Genomic DNA, 23821 nt, shown 5'->3' with positions numbered 1-23821 from the left:
CGCGGGGCCTGTTCACAGTGTCACAGGTCGTCGCGCCGCTGTTGCGCCCGCTCGGTCCCGGTAGGTTCCGGGGATGGAGGAGCAGACTGTCCAGCTCGACGATCTCGACGCCCGCCTCATCGCCCTGCTGCGCGCGGAGCCGCGGATCGGGGTGCTGGAGCTCTCCCGCCGGCTCGCGGTGGCCCGGGGCACGGTGCAGGCCCGCCTCGACAAGCTGACCGCCCGGGGCGCGGTCGTCGGCTTCGGCCCGGAGGTGGCACCGGCCGCCATCGGCTTCGGGGTGATGAGCTTCGTGACCCTGGAGATCAGCCAGCGGTACGGGCACGACGCGGTCGCCGAGCACCTCGCCGAGATCCCCGAGGTGCTGGAGGCGCACACGATCACCGGCAGCGGCGACATCCTGTGCCGGATCGTGGCCCGCTCCAACGCCGACCTGCAGCGGGTGATCGACAAGATCGTCGGGTACGAGGGCGTCGTCCGGGCGCACACGATCATCGCGCTGGCCGAGCTGATCCGGTACCGGACGGTGCCCCTGGTCCACGCGGCAAGTAGGCCATAACCGATCGACACGGACATTCCTCGCTCTCCGCATCCGCGGATCGATGTCATTACCCTGCCCGAATGGCCTCACCGGGCGGTTCCTGGAAAGGACTCACGCTGGTCGCCGCCACGGTCGTCGTCACCGTGCTCGCCGCGACCGGCGTGTGGAACCCGTTCCCGCAGCTGTGGTCCTGGGTCACCACCAGCGGACCGGTCGCCCCCGGCGCCCGCTGGCAGCAGCAACTCGGCGGCACCCCGCAGAGCGTCGCCATCGCCGGCGACTCGGTGATCGTGGAGTACCGGACGTCGATCGAGGCGTACGGGCTGACCGCCGGAGTCAAACTCTGGTCCTCCGACGCGGACTGGGCGTCGATGGCCGGGAAGGGCGCCAACGCGGTGGTCGTGACCGGCCGGCTGCTCACCAAGGGATACCAGGTGCTGGACCCGGCGACCGGCGCCGTCAAACGGTCGGACACCACGGCCGCCGCGGTGTGGACCTACCGGGAGGCCATCGTCGACCTGAGCTGTGCCGGCGGCGGCGACTGCCGGATCACGGCCTGGGACCCGAAGACGAACACCCAGCGGTGGTCGGTGGAGAGCGGCAGCATCGGATTCGTGCTCGACGCCGCCAACCCCGACCTGCCCGACACCCGGCGCCTCACCGCCGACACCGTCGACGACGACATCACCGGGCCGCCCTCGATGCCCGGCCTGCTGGGCTTCCCCGACGACGGGCAGATCCGCGTCGTCGACACCGCCACCGGACGGCTGGCACAGACCGTCCGGCCCACCCGCGAACAGCGGATCGTGGTGGTCGGCGGCCGGGTCCTCACGGTGACCGGCACCGCCCGCGACGGCACCTGCTACTACGGGGTGGTCGCCACCGACCCGCCGAGCGGCCAGGTGGTGTGGCAGCGCGACGGGCTGAACCTGCGGACCGCCGACAACGGATCCGGTTGCGTTCAGGAACACGACCCGGCGGGCGGCTACAACGTGCTGCTCGGCGTCGACCCGTACGGGCGGGAAGTCCTGATCAACGGCAACGACGGGCGGAACCTCTGGTACGGCGACAAGGAGTCGGACGTCCTCGCCGTCGACGACACCTACGCCGTCATCCGCAAGGACGACACCCTGCGCGGGTACGCCCTCGGCCGCAAGAAGGCCGTCTGGACCCTCACCGGGCGGGCGAAGACCGAGGCGGCGCTCACCCCGCACGCGGTGATCGTGGTCAGCCGCGGCCGGGTCACCGCCCTGACGCTGAAGAACGGCACCGTCCGCGCCGACGTGAAGACCGACGCGAAGATCTTCGCGACCGGCCCGGACGGGATGATCGCCGTCTCCGGGCGGGACATGGCGTACCTGCCGTTCGCCTGAAACCGGGCCGCCGGTGACAGAACGTGGGGGAGGGGTTCGCACGCCCGACCGTCGCTGGCTTAGGCTTGCGGCTCATGAGCAAAGGCGCCGATTTCAGCTACTCGCCGCTCCTCCCGACCGGTGCCGACCAGACGGAATACCGTCTGGTCACGGACGAGGGCGTCGACGTCGTCGAGGGCCCGGGCGGGCGCCGGTTCCTGACCGTCGAGCCGTCCGCGCTGACCCAGCTGACCGCCGAGGCCATGCACGACATCGCGCACTTCCTGCGCCCCGCGCACCTCACCCAGCTGCGATCCATCATCGACGACCCGAAGGCGTCGCCCAACGACCGCTTCGTCGCGATGGACCTGCTGCGCAACGCGAACATCGCAGCCGGCGGCGTCCTTCCGATGTGCCAGGACACCGGCACCGCCATCGTGATGGGCAAGCGTGGGCGGCACGTGCTCACCGACGGCACCGACGAGGCGGCCATCGCCCTCGGGGTCTACCAGGCGTACACCCGGCTGAACCTGCGGTATTCGCAGCTCGCCCCGCTGACCATGTGGGACGAGAAGAACACCGGCACCAACCTGCCGGCCCAGATCGAGCTGTACGCGGAAGACCCGGGCGGCCAGCCGGACGCGTACAAATTCCTGTTCATGGCCAAAGGCGGCGGCTCGGCCAACAAGTCGTACCTCTACCAGGAGACGAAAGCGCTGCTCAACCCGCAGCGGATGATGCAGTTCCTGGACGAGAAACTGCGCCTGATCGGCACGTCGGCCTGCCCGCCGTACCACCTGGCCGTGGTCGTCGGCGGTACCAGCGCCGAACACGCGCTCAAGACCGCGAAGCTGGCCAGCGCGAAATACCTGGACAACCTGCCGACCTCCGGCACGATGCTGGCGCACGGCTTCCGCGACCTCGAGCTGGAGGCCGCGGTCCTGGAGCTGACCCGCGACTTCGGCATCGGCGCCCAGTTCGGCGGCCGGTACTTCTGCCACGACGTCCGGGTGATCCGCCTGCCCCGGCACGGCGCGTCCTGCCCGGTCGCGATCGCCGTCTCCTGCTCCGCGGACCGCCAGGCGGTCGCCAAGATCACGCCGTCGGGTGTCTGGCTGGAACGTCTGGAGACCGACCCGGCCCGCTACCTCCCCGACGTCGAGATGGGCGAGGAGCCCGCCGTGCGGGTCGACCTCAACCGCCCGATGGCCGAGATCCGCGCCGAACTCGGCAGGTACCCGGTCAAGACCCGGCTGTCGCTGACCGGCTCCCTGGTGGTGGCCCGCGACATCGCCCACGCGAAGATCGCCGAACGGCTGGACGCCGGCGAACCGATGCCGGACTACATGCGCGACCACGCCGTCTACTACGCCGGCCCGGCGAAGACCCCGGAGGGGTACGCGTCCGGCTCGTTCGGCCCGACGACGGCCGGCCGGATGGACTCGTACGTGGAGAAGTTCCAGGCAGCCGGCGGCTCGATGGTCATGCTGGCCAAGGGCAACCGGTCCCAGCAGGTCACCGACGCGTGCCAGAGATACGGCGGGTTCTACCTGGGCTCGATCGGTGGGCCGGCGGCCCGGCTCGCCCAGGACTGCATCCGGCACGTCGAGGTGCTCGAGTTCCCGGAACTCGGCATGGAGGCGGTCTGGAAGATCGAGGTCGAGGACTTCCCGGCCTTCATCGTCGTCGACGACAAGGGCAACGACTTCTTCGCCGAGGTCACCAAGCCGAAGAGTCTGTTCCAGATCAGCGGCAGGGCCTGACGGTTTTGCAGCACCCGGCCGTCGTCCGCGGCTCGGATCGTTCAGCCGTCGTCCACGGTTCTCGGCCGGTGCCGGGCAGCTGCCGGTGACGGCTCGGATCGTTCAGCCGTAGTCCACGGTTCTCGGTCGGCGCCGGATAGCCGTCAGTGACGGCTCGGATCGCTCAGCCGTCGTCTGTGGTTGTTTTCGGCTCGCGGGTCGACCATGGCTGACGGCTGGGGTGGCTGAGCCGTCGTTTGCGGCTGTTCGGGAGGCGGAATGGAGCCGTGGGCGACGGCCGGAGGTGGCTGAGCCGTCGGCTGTGGTCGGTTCGTGGGCCGGGGTGAGCCGTGGGCGACGGCTGGGGTGCTCCGGCGACGGCTGGGGTGCTCTGGGCGACGGCTGGGGCCGGTGCTCGTGTGCGTGGGGGCGGGCTGGTGCTCGCGTGCGTGAGGGTGGGCGTATCAGGTGAGGGCCGGCCCTCAGGCGGGGTGGCGGTTGACGTAGGTGCCGCGCTGCGGGGCTGTGGTGACCAGGCCGCGCTCGCGGAGGAGGCGGACGGCGGAGCGGACCGTGCCGCGGGCCAGCCCGTGCTCCTGCTGGAGGTAGGACTCGCTGGGCAGGGAGGCGCCCTCGGCGAGTTCGCCGCGCTCGATCATGCCGGCGAGCAGGTCGGCGAGCTGGACATACAGCGGTGTCGGCGCGAGCGGATCGATCGTCACCACCTCAAGCTAGAACGTTCAGAACGTGCACGATCGTGGAATACGTCCTGGACGTTCAAGACGTCTATACCCTACGATGAACTCCGGCAGCGCGGCGGCGAGTGGCAGGGCCGCCCGTGGACAAGGCGAAGGCCCGGCGCAGAGAAAGTGCGCCGGGCCTTCGCCTTGTGAAGGATACGAGGGGAACGGGTCAGCCGCAGTAGCCGGCGACCGGGCTGAGCCACTCCTCGAGCTGGGTCTTCAGCGTCCGGTCCAGGTCTTTGGCGGTCTTGATGGCCGCGATGTACTCCCGGTCCTTCGCGCTGTTCTCGAACTTGTCGGCGGACGTCACGCCGGCCTGCTTGAGATCCGGGTTCTGCGCGGCCGCGGTCTCCTTGCGTATCTGACTGCCGACCGTCTTCAGCTCGGCGGCGGCCGCCTTCTCCGCCTTCTCCGCCTGGTCGGTGTCCTTGGCCTCCTTGTGGGCGATCATCTTGCCCATCTGGGTGCCGAAGTCGCCGAGGGCGGTGGTGAAGACCTTGTCCAGGCGGCCGCAGACCTGCTCGGTGTCGGCCGAGTAGTCGGGCGTGGCCACGGTGGCGGCGGGCGTCGCCCAGGTGGGGGCCGGTGCCGCGACCTCGCTGGTGTCCGCGGCACAGCCGGCGGACAGCAGCACGCCGCCGACGACCGCGGCCAGGATGGCGCCTCGCATCAGTGGATCCTCTTCGTCGGGGGACCAAACTCCGCCGACGGTACGTTCCGTTTCCGTCCACGTCCAACCCACAGTGATCATCGGGCCACGGAATGGGCTGGTTGCGGGAGCCTGAGCAGGCCGTTCCGCCTCTTGTGAACACGGCGTCGGCGTGGCACATGAGAACTACTCTCAGTCAGGCCCGAGGGTCGGAGTGTCACCTTCCGAGAGGGGCCTCACCGCGTACCCGAAAGGGTCCGTGGCCCTGGACGGCGAGCGGCGGACGACCGGCGGAAGCCGAGAGAGGATGGTCCGGTGACGACTGACGAGAGTGGTTTCCGGATCGAACGTGACACGATGGGCGAGGTCCGTGTGCCCGCGGATGCCCTGTGGCGTGCGCAGACGCAGCGGGCCGTGGAGAACTTCCCGATCTCCGGGCGAGGGCTCGAGCCGTCGCACATCCGGGCGCTGGCCCGGATCAAGGGGGCCGCCGCGCGGGCCAACGCCGACCTGGGCGTTCTGGAGAAGGACCTGGCCGAGGCGATCGCGTCGGCCGCGGCGCAGGTCGCCGACGGCGGCTACGACGATCAGTTCCCGGTGGACGTGTTCCAGACCGGGTCGGGCACCTCGTCGAACATGAACGCCAACGAGGTGATCGCGACGCTGGCCTCGCGGGAGCTGGGCCGTCCGGTGCACCCGAACGACCACGTCAACGCCTCGCAGTCGAGCAACGACGTCTTCCCCTCGTCGATCCACCTGGCCGCGACCGAGGCCCTCTCGCAGAACCTGGTCCCGGCCCTGGAGCACCTGGCGTCGGCCCTGACCGCCAAGGCCGGGGCCTTCGCGACCGTGGTGAAGAGCGGCCGGACCCACCTGATGGACGCCACGCCGGTCACTCTCGGGCAGGAGTTCTCCGGGTACGCCCGGCAGGTCACCAACGGCGTCGAACGGCTCCGGGACTCCCTGCCCCGGCTCGGTGAGCTGCCGCTCGGCGGCACCGCGGTCGGCACCGGGGTGAACACCCCGCCCGGGTTCGCCCCGGCGGTGATCGCGCTGCTGCAGGCGGAGACCGGTCTGCCGGTGAGCGAGGCCCGGGACCACTTCGAGGCGCAGGGCGCCCGGGACGCGCTGGTGGAGGCGTCGGGTCAGCTGCGGGTGGTGGCCGTCGGCCTCTACAAGATCGCCAACGACATCCGCTGGATGGGTTCCGGTCCGCGGGCCGGCCTGCGCGAGCTGCGCCTGCCCGACCTGCAGCCCGGCTCGTCGATCATGCCGGGCAAGGTGAACCCGGTGGTGCCGGAGGCGGTGCGCCAGGTGTGCGCGCAGGTCATCGGCAACGACGCGACTGTGGCCTTCGCGGGCACCCAGGGCGACTTCGAGCTCAACGTGATGCTGCCGGTGATGGCCCGCAACCTGCTCGAGTCGATCCGGCTGCTGGCCGCGGTCGCCCGCCAGTTCGCCGACCGGTGCATCGCCGGGCTGGAGGCGAACGAGGAGATCGCCCGCGGGTACGCCGAGGGCTCCCCGTCCATCGTCACCCCGCTCAACCGCCACCTGGGGTACGACGAGGCCGCCGCCATCGCCAAGCAGGCGCTCGCCTCCGGTGCCAGCATCCGCCAGGTGGTGATCGACCGGGGGCACGTCGCGTCCGGCAAGCTCACCGAGGCGCAGCTGGACGAGGCGCTCGACGTGCTGCGGATGACCCGGCCATGAATCGACTCTTGTAAAAACTCACTCTTCTCGATCTGATCCTCCTAGGTTCCATTTCCAGGAGGAGCGCATTCCATGAGAAGACGCCTCATCACGGGGGCCGTCGTCACCACGACGGGCTTGGCTTTTCTGGCCGTGATCCCGGGTTCCGCGGTGGCGGAACCCGGTAACACGGTCGAATACACGGTGGTGGCCGCCGACGGGGTCTCCGCCACGGACGCCGCGAAGGCCATCACAGCGGCCGGCGGCACCATCGTGACCAGCAACGACACCGTCGGGGTCTACCGGGTCAGCTCGGCCGACAGCCGGTTCGGCAGCAAGGCGACCGCCTCGGCGGCCCTGATCGGGGCGAGCGAGCGCCGGGCCCTCGGCCGCGCACCGAACGGCATCGAGAAGATCGACCGGACCGCGAAGGGCGCGGGCCGGGGCAAGGGCGGCCCGGCGAGACTGGACCCGCTCGACAACCAGCTCTGGGGCCTGGCGATGGTCCGCTCGGACAAGGCCCGCAAGATCGAGCCGGGTGATCGCGGCGTGACCGTCGGCGTGCTGGACACCGGTCTGGACGCCTCGAACCCGGACCTCGCCCCCAACTTCAACGCGAAACTGTCCCGCAACTTCGCGCCGGACATAGTCGACGTCGACGGCCCGTGCGAGGTGGCGAGCTGCCTCGACCCGATCGGCACCGACGACGGCGGGCACGGCACGCACGTGGCCGGCACGATCGGCGCGGCGGCCAACGGCACCGGCCTGTCCGGCGTCGCGCCCGGGGTCACCCTGGTCGAGCTCAAGGGCGGCCAGGACTCCGGGTACTTCTTCCTCGACCCAGTGGTCAACGCCCTCACGTACGCCGGTGACGTCGGCCTGGACGTGGTGAACATGTCCTTCTACGTCGACCCGTGGCTCTACAACTGCACCGCGAACCCGGCGGACAGCCCGGAGGACCAGGCCGAGCAGCGGGCCATCATCACCGGCATGAAGCGGGCCCTGGAGTACGCGCACCGCAAGGGTGTCACCCTGGTCGGTGCGCTCGGCAACAACCACGAGGACCTGGGCAAGCCGCGGACCGACGTGAGCAGCCCGGACTACGGCGCCGACCCGTACCCGCGGCCGATCGACAACGCATCCTGCTGGGACCTGCCGACCGAGGGCCCGCACGTGATCGGGGTGTCCTCGATCGGGCCGTCGAAGACCAAGGCCGACTACTCGAACTACGGCACCGAGCAGATCTCGGTCGCCGCGCCCGGCGGGTGGTTCCGTGACGGGTTCGGCACCGACACGTACCGCACGGTGGGCAACGAGATCCTCTCCAGCTACCCGCTCAAGGTGTTGCAGGAGGAGGGGCTGGTCGACGAGTTCGGCGAGATCACCCCGGACGGCGAGGGCACGGTGCTCAAGGAGTGCACCAAGGCCGGTAGGTGCGGGTACTACACCTATCTGCAGGGCACCTCGATGGCCGCTCCGCACGCCTCCGGTGTCGCCGCGCTGATCGTCAGCCGGTACGGCGTCCCGGATCACCGTCGCGGTGGGAAGACCCTGGCGCCGGATCTGGTGGAGAAGCGCCTCTACCAGAGCGCGGCCGAGCAGGCCTGCCCCGAGCCGCGCCTGCAGAGCTACGTGCGGGAGGGCCGGGAGGCCGAGTTCGACGCGTACTGCAGCGGTGGCGAGCAGTTCAACGGGTTCTACGGGCACGGCATCGTCGACGCGTACGCGGCGGTCGGCGGCCGCTAGCCGCTCCGGGTCACCGCCCCGCCCGTGTGGTACGGGCGGGGCGGTGGGCCGGTACCCTTGTACGGTGACGCTGCGCTTGTACGACACCGCGACCCGATCGGTCCGGGACTTCGTCCCGATGACGCCCGGTCAGGTGGGGATCTACCTGTGTGGTCTCACCGTGCAGTCCTCACCACACATCGGCCACCTCCGCTCCGCCGTCAACTACGACGTGCTCCGCCGCTGGCTGCTGCACACCGGTTTCGAGGTCACGTTCATCCGCAACGTGACGGACGTGGACGACAAGATTCTCGAGAAGTCGGTCAAGCAGGGTAAGCCGTACTGGGCGATCGCCTATCAGAACCGCCTCCTGCTGGATCGCGACTACCGGTCTCTCAACGTCCTGCCGCCGACCTACGAGCCGCTGGCCACCGGGCACGTCATCGAGATGCACGAGCTGATCACGACGCTGATCGAGAACGGCCATGCCTACCCGAGCAGCGCCGGCAACGGGGATGTCTACTTCGACGTGCCGTCCTTCGAGGGCTACGGCGCGCTCTCCGGGCAGGACCCGGCCGACATGCGCGTTCCCACCGACGGTGGTGAGCCCGGCAAACGCGACTTCCGTGACTTCGCCCTGTGGAAGGGTGTCAAGGCCGACGAGCCCGCCGACTCGTCCTGGTCGTCCCCCTGGGGCCGGGGCCGTCCGGGCTGGCACATCGAGTGCTCCGCGATGGCCCGGCGCTACCTGGGCGACGAGTTCGACATCCACGGCGGCGGCCTGGACCTGACGTTCCCGCACCACGAGAACGAGCTGGCCCAGTCCAAGGCGGCCGGCCTGGGCTTCGCCCGGTTCTGGGTGCACCACGGCCTGCTCAACCTCGGTAAGTCCAAGATGAGCAAGTCGCTGGGCAACGTCATCGACCTGCCGTCGGTGATCGAGTCCGGGATCCGCCCGGTCGAGCTGCGCTACTACCTGGGCAGCCCGTACTACCGCTCCCGGATCGACTACACCGACGAGGCGTTGCGCGAGGCCGCGGTGGCCTACCAGCGCATCGAGGGCTTCGTCCGGCGTGCCGCCGAGGTGGTCGGCCCCGGCCGGCCCAAGGCGGTGCCGCCCGCCTTCGCCGAGGCGATGAACGACGACTTGAACACGTCGGCGGCGCTGGCCGTCGTGCACGACACCATCCGCGAGGGCAACACCGCCCTGACCGCGGGTGACGAGCCGGCCATCCGGGGTGCGCTGACCGCGGTCCGGGCCATGCTCGGCGTGCTCGGCCTCGACCCGCTCGACGCCGCCTGGGACGGCGGCGAGGGCGGCAACGATCTCAAGCCGGTGGTCGACGGTCTCGTCGCCCTGGCGTTGGAACAGCGGGCGCAGGCCCGCGCAAGGAAGGACTGGGCTGCCGCCGACTCGGTGCGGGACCAGCTCAAGAACGCGGGTATTCAGGTGGAGGACACTCCGGCCGGTCCGCGCTGGACGGTAGGAGAACACTGATGCCGGGAAATTCACAGAACGCGAGCAAGCGCGCCACCTCGAAGAAGGGCGCGTCCTTCGGCTCCGGCGGCAAGAACCGCGCCGGGCTCAAGGGCCGGGGCAAGACCCTGCCCGCCGACGAGCGCCCGTGGCACAAGGGCTACTCGGGCACCGAGAAGCTGCCCGAGAAGACCGCGCGTAAGCAGGAGAAGGAACGCAAGGCGGCGGCGGCCGAGGGCCGGGCGCCCAAGATCGGCGTGCCCGGTTCCAAGGACACCACCTGGGGTCGCGGCGGTGGCCGTGGCGCCGGCGTCAGCCGTCCCACCACCCGTGGCGGCCGTGCCGCCGGTCCTCGGGGCCCGCGGGTCGCGCCGGGTCGCCGCTCCAACCCCACCAAGGAAGGCCCCGAGCTGCTGCTCGGGCGCAACCCGGTGGTGGAGGCGCTGCGGGCGAACGTGCCGGCGACCGCGCTGTACGTGGCGCAGGGCATCGACGTCGACGACCGGATCAACGAGATCGTCCGGACCTCCGGCGACCGGGGCATCCCGATCCTGGAGATCGGGCGCAACGAACTGGACCGGATGACCGGCGGGGTGCTGCACCAGGGCGTCGGCCTGCAGGTGCCGCCGTTCGCGTACGAGGACTTCGACGACCTGGTCGCAGCGTCGCTGGAGCAGACCGCTCCGCTGCTGGTCGCGCTCGACGGGATCACCGACCCGCGCAACCTGGGCGCGGTGATCCGGTCGGTGGCCGCGTTCGGCGCGCACGGTGTGTTCATGACCGAGCGGCGTGCCGCGGGCATCACCGCGACCGCGTGGCGGACCAGTGCCGGCGCGGCGGCGCGGGTGCCGGTGTCGCAGGTGGTCAACCTGACCCGGGCGGTCAAGACGGCGCAGAAGGCCGGGTTCACCGCGATCGGCCTGGACGCGGACGGCGAGACCGATCTCTACCAGCTGGAGGCCGCGGTCGGGCCGCTGCTGGTGGTGGTCGGTTCCGAGGGGCGCGGTCTGTCGCGCCTGGTCGGCGAGACGTGCGACCTGCGGGTCCGCATCCCGATGGCGTCCGACGTCGAGTCGCTGAACGCCAGCGTGGCCGCCGCGGTGACCCTCGCCGAGGTGACCCGCCGCCGGCTCTACCAGAGCTAGCTCTCAGAAGTACGCGCGCAGACGGTCGCCGTCGGTCACGAAGAGTCGGCCGCCGGCGACCATCGGCGCGTAGTTCTGCGTGCTGGGGATCTTCGCGGTGCGGACCGGCCGCCCGGTGCGCACGTCGACGACCGACAGTGGCTCGTCGATGCCGGCCGGGCTGTAGAGCAGGCCGCCGGCGCTCACCGGCTGCCCGGCGCCGTCGCCCAGATGCACCGCCCACAGTCGCTTACCGGTCCGCGCGTCCAGGCAGATCATGGTGCGCTGCCGGGGTACGTAGACGTGCCTGTCGTCGGCGGTCACGTTCGGTGCGGGCTGATCGCTGCTCCACAGGACCGTGCCGGTGGCCGCGTCCACGGCGGCCAGCCCGGTGCCGGAGCCACCGATGTAGAAGCGGGTGCCGGCCGGGTCGCTGCCGACGGCGTACCAGTTGCGGGGTTTCTCCCAGACCGTCGTCCCGTCGGCGACCGAGACGACCCGGGTCCCCTGCTTCTCGGTCCGCAGCAGCAGCCGGCCGCCTGAGGACAGCAGGCCGTCCCCGCGGGTGCCGGTGAGCTGCCACAGCTGCGTGCCGTCGGTGAGCCGGTACCCGGTGGTGGCCAGCGCGAAGTCGGGGCGGGTGTCGACGACGACCACACCCCGGTCCACGACCATGTCCTGGGCCAGCCCGCCGACCGGGATCTCCCACTGTCTGGCCCCGTCCGAGGTGCGGAAGGCGGTGAGGAAACTGGCCGTGGTGTCGCAGGCATAGGTGAGGGTGACGAGCGAGCCGCCGGAGACCGCCATCCGTGTGACACCACGCCGGGACAGCGGCGCATGCCAGCGCAACTGCCCGGTCACCGGGTCGTAGGCGCCCACTCCGCCCGGGTCGCTGCTGAACACCTTGCCGTAGGCGGCCAGAGGTTCCCTGCCGACCTCACAGTCCGGCGCGTCGTGGGTCTTGATCGCCCAGCGTTCGACGGCCGTGCCGACGGTGGCCGCCGTCAGCCGGGTCTCACCCGGGTTGTAGTAGGTGGCGCCGGGACCGTAGCCCGGCTGGGCCCACTCCGAAGGCAGAGTGAGGACCGCGAGTATCGCGGCGACCAGTGCAGAACTCATACCAGGATCGAATCGATCCTGTGGGCTCGCCGCGTCGGATCCTCGGACCACCACGCGATCGTGGGGTGAGCCGGATGGGACGCCTCCAGTGTGGTGGATCCCTCATCGTCCCCCACGGGCATTGATCAAACCCGCCTATCGTGGTGATCCGATTACTGCTTAAATATGCGACAGCATCAATCCTTTTCATTGAAGCGACGGGGCGGAAGGCTCGCACGGCGTCGATCTCCAGGGCGTTCGGGGGATCCATGAATCGCGCCGGCCGCGCATGTCAGTCGATCGACGAAGGTTTGCGGCCGAGGTCCGTTGTCGCGGCCCCTACAGCAGCCGCACACGTATACCGACGTCCTCGTGCGCTTCATCGATCAGCTCTACGGGGGTTCCATGTTCCGCGACCACCTGTACGCACGGCGTACACGTCGCAAAGTCCCATCCCGACGATTGCTCGCCCTGGCCACCGGCCTCGCCGCGGTGACGTTGCTGCCGCAGGCGGTGTCGGTGCCCGCCGCGGCGGCGGAACGCCTGCCGGTGGCGGCCCGGTCGCTGACCCTGGCCGAGGCCATCGAGATGGAACGGGTCGCCGCGCAGCAGAGTGAACAGCGCCTGCTCGCCCAGGGCCCGATCGACGAGTTCGAACTGAACCGGATGCTGATCCAGGATCTCGCCGACTACGACGAGGACCCGGAAGTGCGGGCGGCCGCGGCGGCGGTGCTGCTGACCGAGGATCCGGACGAGTTCATCGCGTTCCTCGACAAGGCACTGCCGATCTACCGGGCCGTGGCCGACGAGCGTAAGAAGCAGATCGCGGCGGCCAACCGGGTTCTGGTGGCCGGCTGGGCGGAGACCGGCGGGCCGATCCTGCGCGAGCGCGCGGCGGCGGTGCTGGCCACCAACAACGACCTGAAGATCGCCGACTTCGTGGCGATCGGCAAGGAGGCCGCGGTCGCGGCCGACAAACAGGACGAGCTGAACGCCGCCGAGCAGGCCAAGCTGATCAAGGCGCGGGTCGTGCAGATCGTCGCCGCCGGCGGCTACGAAGTGTCCAGCGCCGGCCAGATGGCGCTGGACAGCGAGGACCCGGCGACCATCGCCGAGTTCTACAACACCGGCTACAAGGCGGCATCCGCTCGGGACGCCGCCGCACAGACCCAGATCGAGGCGGCCCTCGCGGCGCGGTCCCAGTCGCTCAAGGACCTCATCGACCTGGCGAACCGGGCCACCCGGGCGGCGACCGCCCGCACGACGATCATCGAGTCGAGCGTGGCCGCGACCCAGTCGCTGACCATCACGGCCAACTCGATGCTGCTGACCAACAGGTACGCCAAGCAGGCCGACGCGATCTACGCCGCCGACCTGCCGATCCGTAAGGCGGGCGGGCAGACCCACACCGCCGACCTGACCCGGCTGAGCGCCGACGCGTGCGCCGAGGCGGTCGTCACCGCCCGCAACGCCGACCAGGTCGCCGCGCACGCGGGTGTCGCGGACACCGCCGCACGGGTGCTGATGGCGACCGGGCTGTCGAACGGCGTCGACTGGGCCGAAGTGCTCATGGCGCAGAGCGAGGCGGCCACCGCGGCGAAGCTGGCCGCGGACACCGTCTGCAGCGCCACCAAGGCCACCGAAGCGGCCGGCAAGACACTCGACGCCGACCGCAACGCGACCATCGAGATGAAGAACGCGGTCAAGTACCGGGAGGCCGCCGAGAGGAACCAGGCCACCGCGACGAAGCTGGCCGACCAGGCGGAGAAGCTGGCCGCCGCGGCGAAGGCCGCCGAGGCCGACGCCCGCAAGCAGCGGCTGCGCGCCGAGCAGGACGCCCAGGACGCATGGGCCAAGGCCCAGCAGGCCGAGGACCACTACAACGCGGCCGTCGTGCAGCGCAACATCGCCCGGCAGCAGATGTCGATCGCCGTGGTCCAGCAGACGATCGCGCTGTCAGCGGCACAGAAGGCGGTCGCCCAGCAGGAGATCGCCTCGGAGAAGGGCCTCAAGGCGCAGGCGGCCGGCGACGAGCTGAACGCCTCGGCCAAGCGCTTCGAGGGTCTCGCCTCGGACGCCCGGAACAAGGCCGTCGAGGCCAACAAGTACATCAACGAACGGAACACCAAGGAACTGAGCCGGGCCGCGCACGCGGCGGACGCGATCGCCAAGGCGGGCACCGCCGAGGGCGACAAGGCGGCCGAGCAGGTCCGGATCATCGACGCGCAGTTGCCGGGCCTCCGCGCCGCCGAGACCGCCGCGCGAGGTGCGGCGAACACCGCCGCCGCGGCAGCCGACGCCGCAGCGGTGGCGGCACAGCGGGCAGCGGCCGCGGCCGCTGCCGCCCGTGCCGAGGCCGACGCCGCCGCAGCCGCGGCGGCCGGCGCCAAGCGGGAGGCGCAGAGCGCGGCGAACGCGGCCAACAAGGCCATCGCCGACGCGCAGAAGGCCAACGAGTACGCCCGGCAGGCGGTCAACACCGCACGCGCCGCCGTCAACCAGGCGGTGGCCGCCAAGGCGAACGCCGAACTGACCCAGTCGGCGGCGGACGCCGCGGTGAACGAGGCGGGCATCGCGTCGTTCCAGAGCCGGGTGGCCGGCCGCAACGCGGTCAACGCCCGGGTGTCCGCCCTGGCCCTCGCCGAACCGGTAGCGGTGGCCCTCGACATCGCGTCCTACTACGCGGAGACCGACAACGACGCCGCCATGGCGATCGACATCGCGCACAGCGCCCTGCTGATCAGCACCGAGCAGAGCACTCAGGCCGAACAGCACGCTGTCGACGCCGAAGCCGCCGCGGTGCACGCCGCGGAGATGGCGCTCAAGGCGCAGGACCAGGTCAAACCGGCGTACGAGGCGGCCAAGAAGGCCGCTGAGGAAGCCGAACGGGCGATCCGCGCCTCCAAGGTGGCCATCGACGCGGCGATCGGTGCCGCGGCCGAGGCGAAGGGCGCCGTCACCGCCGCCAAGGACGCCGCCGCAGCGGCCAAGAAGGCGGCGGCGTACGCGGCCGGGGCCGACCGGGTCGCCACCGAGGCCGGTCACGACGCGGCGGTGGCCCGGCAGGCCGCCAACTCGGCCCGCAGCTTCGCGAACACCGCGGAGAAGGCCGCCGACAACGTCAGCACCATCACCAAGAAGGTCACCACCGCGGCCGCCGCCGCCAAGAAGGTCGCCGACGCGATGAAACTCGTCGCCGTCGAGATGACCAACCTGGCCAACAACCTGACCGGCGCGGTCGACCAGGTCGCCGAGCTGTCCAAGGCGGAGAAACAGGCCCGTCAGACCGCGTGGATGCAGAGCTGGCGCGACAGCTTCAGCAAGTTCATCGACGGCAAGTTCGACGACCCGAAGGTACGGGAGTACCTGAAGGCCATCAACGAGGGCGCGGTGGAGTCCGCCGGCGGCATCTGGCTGTCCGGTCTGTGCGCGTTCGGCCCCGGCGGGAACAGCCCGGGCAACACGCCGGACTCCGAAGAGGCCTGCGACATGCTCGTGGAGGGCGTCAAGGGCCTGATCCAGGACCCGGGCTCGCTCATCCACCTGGAGGAGTGGCAGAACGGCGAGTACGCCAAGTTCCTCGGACTGTGGACGTACGACATCGCCAGCCTGGTCATCCCCAAGGTGAGCAAGGTGGCCGGGGGCATCCGGGTGCTGGAGAGCACCCTCACCGACGGCCTCAAGAAGCTCCTCAACGGCGACCTGATGGCCGGCATCAAGAAGTTCGGTGCCGACGCGATGGATGCGGCGCTGAAGGACCTCGGCGCGATCAACGTGGCCAAGCTGCTCGACCTGGACGTCGACCTGCCGGACCGGCTCAAGTTCACCACGCCGGAACTCAAGGCGCTCAAGGCCGTCGTCGACAGCCAGGGCTTCTCCGCCGTCGAGGCCGCCATCCGCGGGCTCGACAACATCGACATCAACCTCACCGACCTGCTGGAAGGCCTGCTGAAGGCCTGCACCAAGGGCCGCAGCTTCACCCCCGAGACGCCGGTGCTGATGGCCGACGGGTCGACCAAGGGGATCGCGTCCATCCGGCTCGGCGACCAGGTGCTCGCCACCGACCCGCTCACCGGGCGGACCTCGGCGCGGCCGGTCACCGCACTGCACCGGAACCTCGACGAGCGGTTCGCCGACGTCACCGTCACCGCGGCGGACGGCAGCCGCGCGATCGTGCGCACCACGTCCGACCACCCGTTCTGGAACGTCACCGACCAGCACTGGGACGACGCGGCGGCCCTGGACGCCGGGGACGCGCTGCTCGCCCACGACGGCGAGGCCACGGTGGCCGGGGTGCACCGGCACTGGGGCTCCCGGGACATGTTCGACCTGACCGTGGCGGACGTGCACACGTACTACGTGCTGGCCGGCCGGACGCCGGTCCTCGTGCACAACGAGGACTGCATCAACGACCCCGACATTCCGCGGTACGGCGAGAACGACCTGGCCCCCGCGGAGTTCTCTCCGACGTCTCCGAGCGGCGAGCCGCTGCGGGTCGGCAGCGACGCCAACACGCACTTCGTCGGTGACCCGATCGGTACGTGGCGGGATGTGAACGGCAAGCTGCACGACACCGCGTCCGGCGAGTTCATCTCGAGCGGTCCCACGAAGATCGACGTGACCGCTGTTCCCGGCAAGTCGACGACGACCAACGCGGCAAGCGATGCCGGGGTCAAGATCGGTGTCGAGGGCCGTAAGAACGTCTTCGATCCGCGTAAGGACATCTGGGACAAGATCCTCGGTCCCATCGCGACCAAGTTGTCCCCGAAGGGCATCATCGTCAACGAGGCCTCGATGAGCCCGAAGAGGATGGCCAACCTCCTGGAGAAGGCCGAACCGTATCTCACCGGCAAGGAACTCCTCGACCTGGGCGAGAAGGGGAAGACCTACAACGAGCTGACCGTCGATCTCCGGGACGCCAGTCAGGACCTCGGCACCGCGGGCGGTGACTACGTCGCCCGGACCGAGTTCCCGACCGCGAAGAAGATCACGCCGGCCGATGACGCACCCGGGACGTCCGGCAACCTCGACCGGGTCCTGTTCGACGAGAGCAACGGCGGCCGGATCATCGTGATCGAGGAGAAGGGCGCCGGCAGCAACCTCGGCAGCCGGCTGGTCCGGAACCCGAAGGACCTGACCGGCCCGTACATCCGGGCGCAGCAGATGAGCACCGCGTACCTGCGGCACATGCTCCAGTACGACAACAAGCTCGGACCGCTGCTCGCCAAGGACGCGGTACTGCGTGGGAAGTTCCAGCGGGTCCTCGACGGAAACGATCCGAAACAGATCATCTATCTGCAGGTCAAGACGTCACCCACGGGCCTGGTGACGACGGTGGAGTACGAACTCGACTTCTCCCTGACCGGCCTCGGCCGGGGAGTCATCTCCATCGCCGGAACTCCGTAGCCACCCGATGACCGTGAAAGGATGCGAAAGGCATCCCGTGAGGAGAGACGCGTGACGACCTGGGCCCGGATCGGTTCCGACGTGCTGCGATCAGCGGTGACACAGATGAGGGACGTGCGCTGGTCCTGGCAGCCGGACGGCGTCGAGGAGCTGTGCCGGACGATGGGCTGGACACTGCTCGAGTCGTACGACAACGGCGCCTTCGCCGATGCCGGACTGGGCGTGCCCGGTGACCGGCTCCGGATGGCGTTCCGGGACGGTCAGGTCGACGATCTCAAGCTGCGCATCACGCAGCCGATCTGGGACGAGGGGCCGGAACGGGACAGCTTCCTCCGGGACGTCTTCGCCGACGCGGTGGACGACAGCGCCACCGTCCTGGGCGAGCCGACGGCCCGGCAGCAGGACGAACCGCCGACGGTGCGCTGGCGGTTCGACGACAGCACCGTCCTGATCACGCTCCTCGAATCGACCGTGACGGTGACCTGGGCGAGCAACCGGTTCCAGGACGACTGGGACCGGGTCACCGAGGCGCTGTCGTGAGTGCCTCCTCGTGGGCGGAACTGACCGGGCAGGTCGCCGACCGTCTTCCGCGGTTGGCGACCGGCGAGGTCGTCATCGTCGAGGCGCCCGGCAACCGGTACACGGAACTCGTGCAGCTGGCGGGCGGTCTCGCGCTGGACGCGGTCTCCAACGAGTTCCTGCCGCCGGACGGGCGTCTCGGCCCGGAGCAGGAGCGGGAGTTGGCGGCGAAGGGCTGGCAGCCCCCGGAACGGCCGTCCCGGCTGAACTGGTGGCTGGAGGTCCCGAAGTGGCCGCTGCACAGCCGGGACGCGGCCCGGATCGCCGAGTTGATGGTGTCGACGCTGCGGGACGTCTACGGCGTCACCGAGGTGTCCGACATCGGGCACCGTTCGTTCCAGTCCTGACCGGATTCGATCGCTAGACGACAGGCTCGGCCGATTCGTGGCCGGGCCTGTCGGCGTTCAGGCCGGCCGGGCGGTCCCAGCGGTGCAGGAACGCCGGCAGTGGCAGCCGCTCCCAGGGGATGCGTTGCAGGACGCGGGCCAGCACCAGGCCCAGCAGCAGCCCGGCCACCGAGTCGGTCACCCAGTGGAAACCCAGGTAGACCGTGGTCCAGAAGACGATCACCACGGGGGCGACCCGGATCGTCACCCACTCCCACGGGTGCAGGCGCCGGCCGAGGAGCGCGGCGGTCAGCAGGGCGATGATCGCGTACCAGGTCATCACGTTGCCCATGTGCCCGGACGGGTAGCTCATCCCCAGATCGCCGATCGCCGCCGGGTTGAAGAGTTCGGCCCGGTCCGGCCCGGTGAAACGCGGTGCGGCCCGGTCGAAGACCAGCTTGATCGGGCCGATCGTCACGTAGGTCAGCACGAACGTGACGATCAGCGGCAGCATCGCCCGCACCGACCGGGTCCGGCGGACCAGGAAGAAGGTGAGGATCGCCGCGATCGGCGTCACCACCGTGAGGCCCTGGCCCAGATAGTTGAAGGTGCGGGCGGTCCAGTAGACGACCGGCGGCTGGTGGGCGAACACCCAGTCGGCCACCGCCACGTCCAGGTCGAGCAGGAGGCCGGTGGCGAGGGCCGCGGTCAGCCAGACGAGGGCACCCGCGGCCAGTGCGTCGGGCCACCAGCTCAGAGTGCGGGGCGAGGTCACCCCTCCAAAACTAGAGGTAGGTGCGCAACTTGGCGGCGAGCAGGTCGCCGCGTACGCCCGAGTTGGGGCATCCGCCGAAGTGGTGCAGCGCCACCACCCTGTTGGTGGCGCGGGACAGGACCGGCGAACCCGACGAACCGCCCGCGGTGTCGCAGTAGTAGGAGACGTCCGACTGGGCCGCGTACCCGGTGTAGGCCGGATCCTCCACCGCGCAGTTGCCCGCCTTGTCCCCCTGGCCCCCGGCGATCCGGGTCGGCTCGCCCGCCGGGTGCTGCGGCACGTAGAGCTCCTGCCCCTTGACCGGGCGCACGGTGTCGAGCGTCAGGTACCCGAACTTCTCCACCGACGCGAAGCCGTCCACCGAGAAGAGCGTGAAGTCGAGCACCTTGTCGGTGGCGAGCACCTTGTCGCCCCACACCTTGGTCGGCTTGAACACGTCGTAGCCGCCGCACGTCGCGCACTGGTAGTTGAACCAGACCTCGGTGTCGTAGGCCTCCTCCGACGAGGTCAGGCAGTGGTTGTTGGTGATCATGCGGTTCTTGGCGCCGACCCGCCAGCCGGTGCACAGCTCGGTGCCGTTGATCAGCAGCCGGGCGATGGCCTTCGACTTCGTGTACGCCACCGGATCCGCCGAGCGGTAGCAGACCGCGTCGGTCGACGAGTCCACGCCGCAGACCGACTCCTCGCGCCCCGGCCCGGCCCGGCCCGCCTTCTCACGACGCTGCTCGGTGCGGGTGTACCCGCGGGCCACCCGGTCGACGTGGACGCCGAGGCTGCCCAGCGCCGCGCCGAGGCCGAGCGGGTCGGCCGCCCGGTGCACCTCGACGACCGCCGTGTCGCCGGTGATCGACATGGCCCAGCGGTCGGCGCCGCCGGTGTCGACCGCGGCCGGCGCGTCGTAGCGGTAGGACTCGGTCTTCTCCGGGTTCGACACGGTCACGTGGTCGCCGGGCGCCATCGCCATCCGGTCGAAGTGCACCTTCACGTAGGAGGCGCCGGGGTAGCGGAACGTCTCGGTCTGCGGCCCGGCGAGGTAGCCGAGCAGCTTCTCCACCCGCAGCAGCTCGCCGACCCGCTGCCGGCTGGTGGCCGCCGACTCGAGCCGCGCGTCCTGACCCTTCCGCGGCGTCCCGGCGCCCGCCGTCGCCTTCTCATCCGCAGGCTTCCCGGTCGCCGACCCCCGACCCGCCGACTCCCGACCCGCCGACTCCCGACCCGCCGACCTCCCCGGCACGGACGGGTCGGTTCCGGCCGGGGCGGTCGTCTCCGGCCGGGCCGCACGATCCGGTTTCCCGCTGGGCGCGGCAGTCGCCTTCCCCCGCGCCGACACGGGGGTACGCTCCACAGCACTCGCCTCGTGCCAGACCCCGGCCGGCTGTTCCCCCGCCGACCCGGACGCCACCGCGCCGGCCGTTGCGGCCAGCGCCAGGGCGGCGCATGCTCCGATGACGATGCCAGTCCTGCGTCGCATGCCACTCCCGTTACGTCGTCGGCCGTTTCGCACCTGTGTAACGAGCCACGTACGGACGCGACGCGCCGAACGAACGGGCACACTTGGGCGGTGCGCATCACCTCCGCCCTCATCGACCCCGCGCTGCTGGATCTGCCCTGGCACATTCCGCTCGAGGAGTGGCCGGCCGACCATCTGGTCGCCCTGCCGCAGGGCATCTCGCGGCACATCGTGCGTTTCGTCAAGCTGAACGACACGGTCTATGCGATGAAGGAGACCCGGGAACGGATCGCCGAGAAGGAGTACGACCTGCTCCGCGCGCTGGAGCGGATCGACTTCCCGGCCGTGCAGGCGGTCGCCATCGCCACCGACCGGCGGACCCCCGAAGGCGAGCCGCTGGAGACCGTGCTGGTCACCAGGCACCTCCAGTTCTCCCTGCCGTACCGGGCACTGTTCTCCCGTGTGCTGCGGCCGGACACCATGAACCGCCTGCTCGACGCGCTCGCCGCGCTGATCGTGCGGATGCACCTGACCGGTTTCTCCTGGGGTGACTGCTCGCTCTCCAACACGCTGTTCCGCCGGGACGCGGGCGCCTTCGCGGCCTATCTGGTGGACGCCGAGACCGGCAACCTCTATCCGAAACTGTCCGAGGGCCAGCGCAGCGAGGACATCGAGATCCTGCGGCTGAACATCTTCGGGGAGTGCCTGGACCTGCAGGCCGCCGAGCTGCTGCACGAGTCGATCGACCCGGAGACGGTGGTCGACGACATCGTCGCGCGCTACGAGCGTCTGTGGCACGAGGTGACTTACGAGCAGGAGGTGGCGAAGGACGCGCGGCACCACATCGAGCGCCGGATCCGCCGCCTCAACGAGATGGGTTTCGACATCGCCGAGGTGTCGATGTCCACCGTGGACGGTGGCTACCGGGTGCGCCCGAAGGTCGTCGACGCCGGCTACCACACCCGCCGCCTGATGCGCCTGACCGGCTTGGACGCCGAGGAGAACCAGGCCCGGGCACTGCTCAACGATCTGGACGCGTACCGCGCGGAGAGTCACCTGACCGACGAGCAGCAGGCCGCGCACCGCTGGCTGACCGAGGTCTTCGAGCCGGTGGTACGCGCGGTGCCGGTGAACCTGCGCCGCAAGCTGGAACCGCAGGAGATCTTCTCGCAGATCATCCAGCACAAGTGGCTGCTGTCCGAGGAGGCCGGCCGGGACGTCGGCATGGCCCCGGCGGTCCAGTCCTACCTCTCCGAGGTGCTCGTCAACATGCCCGACGAGCAGGCCGTCCTCGGTGTGGACGCGGACGCGCTGAGCACCGTCGAAGCCGAGCTGATCTGACGGACGGGGTTCGCACCCGGACCGCGGAACGTGTCTAGTCCTGCGCTGTCATCTCGGACAGCGCGTGCAGCCCGCCGCGGCGGGCCGCCACCAGGATCCGGTCGCCGGCGGCCAGCACCCGGCGGCGATCCGGCACCCAGTCCATCCACTCCTGGCCGACCGCGGACAGCGCGATCACCCGGGACGCCCCGTCCTGTTCGGCCTGGGACAGCGGTGCACCGTCCAGGGGGGACCCGGCGGCGACCTCCAGGGTGGCGACCATGACGGTGTGCCGCCCGACCGGGATGGTGGCGTGCACGTGCCGTTCCAGCAGGGCGGCGGCGAACACCGGTGCGCAGATCCGGGAGACGCTGCGGGACGTGTCGATCTGGAACGTCGACTCGACCCGCTTGGCGAAGTCGTCGTCGAAGAGCCGCAGCACCACGCGCAGGTCCTGACGGGCGTCCCGGGCGCGCAGCGCGGCCTGCAGGTTGACCGGGTCGTTGGTGGAGAGCACGACCAGCGCCTGGCAGGTGTCGACCGAGGCGGCCCGCAGGGTCTCCTCGACGGACGCGTCGCCGACGACCACCGGGATTCCCCGTCTGCGGGCCGATTCGATGCCGCGGGCGTTCGGGTCCTGGTCGATCGCCACCACCCGGACGCCGAGGTCGTGCAGTTGGCGTAGCACCTGGGTGCCGACGTTGCCGAGGCCGACCAGCACGATGTGGTCGCTCAGGTCGCGGGGGACCCGGCCCTCGGCGAGGGCGAGCCGGGCGTTGACCATGCCGTCCACGACCGCCGCGGTGATCAGTGGGAGCAGGGCCAGGCCGGCGATGGTGAGGACCAGTTGTGCGGCCTGCGCGATCGCGTTGCGCCCGACCTCCACATCGGACGACCCGACCGCGGTCAGCAGGGTGATGTAGATCGACTCCCAGACGCCGTGCGGGCTGTCGTCGAACTTGTTCAGCACCGCACCGGCCAGCAGTGTGGTGGCCAGGGTGATCAGCACGGCGAGGCCGAGCTTGCGGCTCAGGGCCGCGTTGATCGCGCGTGCCACGGCCCGCAGGGGTCGCCGCCGGCGGCCGGCCCGGACGAGCAGCCGCCGGGTGACGTCCTCGCCGGGTGGTCCGCCGACGGCTTCGGCGAGGACCAGATCGGTGGAGCGGGTCCCCTCGGGGCCGGGTTCGGCCGGGAGCACGCCGATCTCCCCGTCGTCGGCGATGGTGGCCAGGGTCAGCATCACCCGGCGGTCCGGGACGTCCGTGCGTTCGGCGAGGTAGAAGGTGCGGTTGGACCGGCGGAAGTGGGTGGGTGCGACCTCGCCCAGCGCGGCGGCGACGAAGGCGGGTGCGGCCATCTCGGCGTCGGAGAGCACCGTGCAGCCGGGGAAGAGCCGGGCCACGCTGCGGCCCAGGCCGGTGTTGAACATCCGCACCACAACCCGCAGTTCGGCCTCGACCTCGCGGGCGCAGAGCGCGGCATGCAGGTTGACCATGTCGTCCGGCATGATCAGCGCGAGCGCCGTGGCCCCGTCGAGCCCGGCGTCCCGGAAAGTCGTCTCGTCCAGCCGGTCGGCGGTGCGCAACTCGACACCGCGGTCGCGAAGTGTGGAGAGATTTGGGACGTCAGAACGCAACCGGAGCGGCGTGATGACGGTGATCCGGATTCCGTGCCGTGAATTCGCCAGCTCCTCGGCAAGGGTGTAGACCAGCGCATCCGCTCCACAGAGCACCAGATGCCGCCGTCTGTCCTCATCGGACGAATGGTGGTCGGGCTGCCCGGATACGGATGTGGCGCTCACGTTTGCAGATCGTAGTCAGCC

At 70.4% G+C, this 23821-nt stretch carries 17 protein-coding genes; 11 read left to right on the top strand and 6 right to left on the bottom strand.

What is annotated here, in order from left to right; all coding sequences use genetic code 11:
• Positions 1–73: 73 nt before the first annotated feature.
• The 3 genes from QSK32_RS41760 to QSK32_RS41750 all read left to right on the top strand — a co-directional run bounded on the left by QSK32_RS41760 (position 74) and on the right by QSK32_RS41750 (position 3656).
• On the top strand, positions 74–559 hold the full coding sequence (locus QSK32_RS41760; RefSeq protein WP_285475083.1) for an Lrp/AsnC family transcriptional regulator: 486 nt from the start codon (positions 74–76) through the stop codon (positions 557–559).
• 62 nt (positions 560–621) lie between these two features.
• The gene (locus QSK32_RS41755) at positions 622–1914 is read left to right on the top strand and encodes an outer membrane protein assembly factor BamB family protein (protein WP_285475082.1); all 1293 of its coding nucleotides are present in this window, start codon (positions 622–624) and stop codon (positions 1912–1914) included.
• Between the two features lie 74 nt (positions 1915–1988).
• Positions 1989–3656, top strand: a complete 1668-nt coding sequence (locus QSK32_RS41750) for a fumarate hydratase (protein WP_045744499.1) — start codon at positions 1989–1991, stop codon at positions 3654–3656.
• A gap of 461 nt (positions 3657–4117) precedes the next feature.
• On the opposite strand, the gene QSK32_RS41745 is transcribed toward QSK32_RS41750, so the two are convergent.
• Positions 4118–4357, bottom strand: coding sequence for a GntR family transcriptional regulator (locus tag QSK32_RS41745; RefSeq protein ID WP_281179081.1), 240 nt, complete (start codon positions 4355–4357; stop codon positions 4118–4120).
• 190 nt (positions 4358–4547) lie between these two features.
• Positions 4548–5048, bottom strand: coding sequence for a hypothetical protein (locus QSK32_RS41740; RefSeq protein WP_285475081.1), 501 nt, complete (start codon positions 5046–5048; stop codon positions 4548–4550).
• Between the two features lie 336 nt (positions 5049–5384).
• On the opposite strand from QSK32_RS41740, the gene QSK32_RS41735 reads away from it, so the two are divergent.
• The 4 genes from QSK32_RS41735 to rlmB all read left to right on the top strand — a co-directional run bounded on the left by QSK32_RS41735 (position 5385) and on the right by rlmB (position 11066).
• Positions 5385–6740, top strand: a complete 1356-nt coding sequence (locus QSK32_RS41735; protein ID WP_425394663.1) for a class II fumarate hydratase — start codon at positions 5385–5387, stop codon at positions 6738–6740.
• 72 nt (positions 6741–6812) lie between these two features.
• Entirely contained in the window at positions 6813–8465 is a 1653-nt protein-coding gene (locus QSK32_RS41730; RefSeq protein WP_285475080.1) for a S8 family serine peptidase, read from the top strand.
• A 64-nt stretch (positions 8466–8529) separates the two neighbouring features.
• Positions 8530–9942: a cysteine--tRNA ligase gene (gene cysS / locus QSK32_RS41725; protein ID WP_045744504.1), complete on the top strand. Its 1413-nt coding sequence runs from the start codon at positions 8530–8532 to the stop codon at positions 9940–9942.
• Complete coding sequence (gene rlmB, locus QSK32_RS41720; protein ID WP_045744505.1) at positions 9942–11066, top strand: 23S rRNA (guanosine(2251)-2'-O)-methyltransferase RlmB; 1125 nt, start codon at positions 9942–9944, stop codon at positions 11064–11066. The genes cysS and rlmB overlap by 1 nt, the downstream gene beginning before the upstream one ends.
• Before the next feature lie 3 nt (positions 11067–11069).
• Here rlmB and QSK32_RS41715 read toward each other — a convergent pair whose 3' ends face one another.
• Positions 11070–12164: an outer membrane protein assembly factor BamB family protein gene (locus QSK32_RS41715; protein ID WP_045744506.1), complete on the bottom strand. Its 1095-nt coding sequence runs from the start codon at positions 12162–12164 to the stop codon at positions 11070–11072.
• 351 nt (positions 12165–12515) lie between these two features.
• On the opposite strand from QSK32_RS41715, the gene QSK32_RS41710 reads away from it, so the two are divergent.
• From QSK32_RS41710 to QSK32_RS41700, 3 genes are read left to right on the top strand one after another with little or no spacing between them, the layout of a single operon-like run.
• Complete coding sequence (locus tag QSK32_RS41710) at positions 12516–17549, top strand: polymorphic toxin-type HINT domain-containing protein (RefSeq protein ID WP_285475079.1); 5034 nt, start codon at positions 12516–12518, stop codon at positions 17547–17549.
• A 51-nt stretch (positions 17550–17600) separates the two neighbouring features.
• Positions 17601–18089 (top strand): DUF6301 family protein, encoded by a 489-nt coding sequence (locus tag QSK32_RS41705; RefSeq protein ID WP_285475078.1) that lies wholly within the window; start codon positions 17601–17603, stop codon positions 18087–18089.
• Complete coding sequence (locus QSK32_RS41700) at positions 18086–18475, top strand: TY-Chap domain-containing protein (RefSeq protein ID WP_285475077.1); 390 nt, start codon at positions 18086–18088, stop codon at positions 18473–18475. Before QSK32_RS41705 ends, QSK32_RS41700 begins: the two co-directional genes overlap by 4 nt.
• A 13-nt stretch (positions 18476–18488) precedes the next feature.
• On the opposite strand, the gene QSK32_RS41695 is transcribed toward QSK32_RS41700, so the two are convergent.
• Together QSK32_RS41695 and QSK32_RS41690 are read right to left on the bottom strand one after the other, a co-directional pair.
• Positions 18489–19229 carry a phosphatase PAP2 family protein gene (locus QSK32_RS41695; protein ID WP_285475076.1) on the bottom strand — a complete coding sequence of 247 codons (741 nt, stop codon included), beginning with the start codon at positions 19227–19229 and terminating at the stop codon, positions 18489–18491.
• Between the two features lie 10 nt (positions 19230–19239).
• Positions 19240–20700 carry a trypsin-like serine peptidase gene (locus tag QSK32_RS41690; protein WP_285475075.1) on the bottom strand — a complete coding sequence of 487 codons (1461 nt, stop codon included), beginning with the start codon at positions 20698–20700 and terminating at the stop codon, positions 19240–19242.
• 90 nt (positions 20701–20790) lie between these two features.
• Between QSK32_RS41690 and QSK32_RS41685 the strand changes: the two genes are divergently transcribed.
• The gene (locus QSK32_RS41685; RefSeq protein ID WP_045744511.1) at positions 20791–22020 is read left to right on the top strand and encodes a DUF4032 domain-containing protein; all 1230 of its coding nucleotides are present in this window, start codon (positions 20791–20793) and stop codon (positions 22018–22020) included.
• 34 nt (positions 22021–22054) lie between these two features.
• On the opposite strand, the gene QSK32_RS41680 is transcribed toward QSK32_RS41685, so the two are convergent.
• On the bottom strand, positions 22055–23800 hold the full coding sequence (locus QSK32_RS41680; protein WP_285475074.1) for an NAD-binding protein: 1746 nt from the start codon (positions 23798–23800) through the stop codon (positions 22055–22057).
• Between the last annotated feature and the right edge of the window lie 21 nt (positions 23801–23821).

The sequence above is a fragment of the Actinoplanes sp. NBRC 101535 genome, assembly GCF_030269225.1.
Lineage (GTDB): Bacteria > Actinomycetota > Actinomycetes > Mycobacteriales > Micromonosporaceae > Actinoplanes > Actinoplanes rectilineatus.
Note: the sequence above shows the minus strand (reverse complement) of the source record. Positions and strands in the feature narration are given on the sequence as shown.

Coding starts and splice junctions, on each gene's coding strand:
- QSK32_RS41750 (WP_045744499.1), top strand. CDS start 1,989: ATGAGCAAAGGCGCCGATTTCAGCTACTCGCCGCTCCTCCCGACCGGT.
- QSK32_RS41730 (WP_285475080.1), top strand. CDS start 6,813: ATGAGAAGACGCCTCATCACGGGGGCCGTCGTCACCACGACGGGCTTG.
- QSK32_RS41690 (WP_285475075.1), bottom strand. CDS start 20,700: ATGCGACGCAGGACTGGCATCGTCATCGGAGCATGCGCCGCCCTGGCG.
- rlmB (WP_045744505.1), top strand. CDS start 9,942: ATGCCGGGAAATTCACAGAACGCGAGCAAGCGCGCCACCTCGAAGAAG.
- QSK32_RS41740 (WP_285475081.1), bottom strand. CDS start 5,048: ATGCGAGGCGCCATCCTGGCCGCGGTCGTCGGCGGCGTGCTGCTGTCC.
- QSK32_RS41755 (WP_285475082.1), top strand. CDS start 622: ATGGCCTCACCGGGCGGTTCCTGGAAAGGACTCACGCTGGTCGCCGCC.
- QSK32_RS41735 (WP_425394663.1), top strand. CDS start 5,385: ATGGGCGAGGTCCGTGTGCCCGCGGATGCCCTGTGGCGTGCGCAGACG.
- QSK32_RS41715 (WP_045744506.1), bottom strand. CDS start 12,164: ATGAGTTCTGCACTGGTCGCCGCGATACTCGCGGTCCTCACTCTGCCT.
- QSK32_RS41760 (WP_285475083.1), top strand. CDS start 74: ATGGAGGAGCAGACTGTCCAGCTCGACGATCTCGACGCCCGCCTCATC.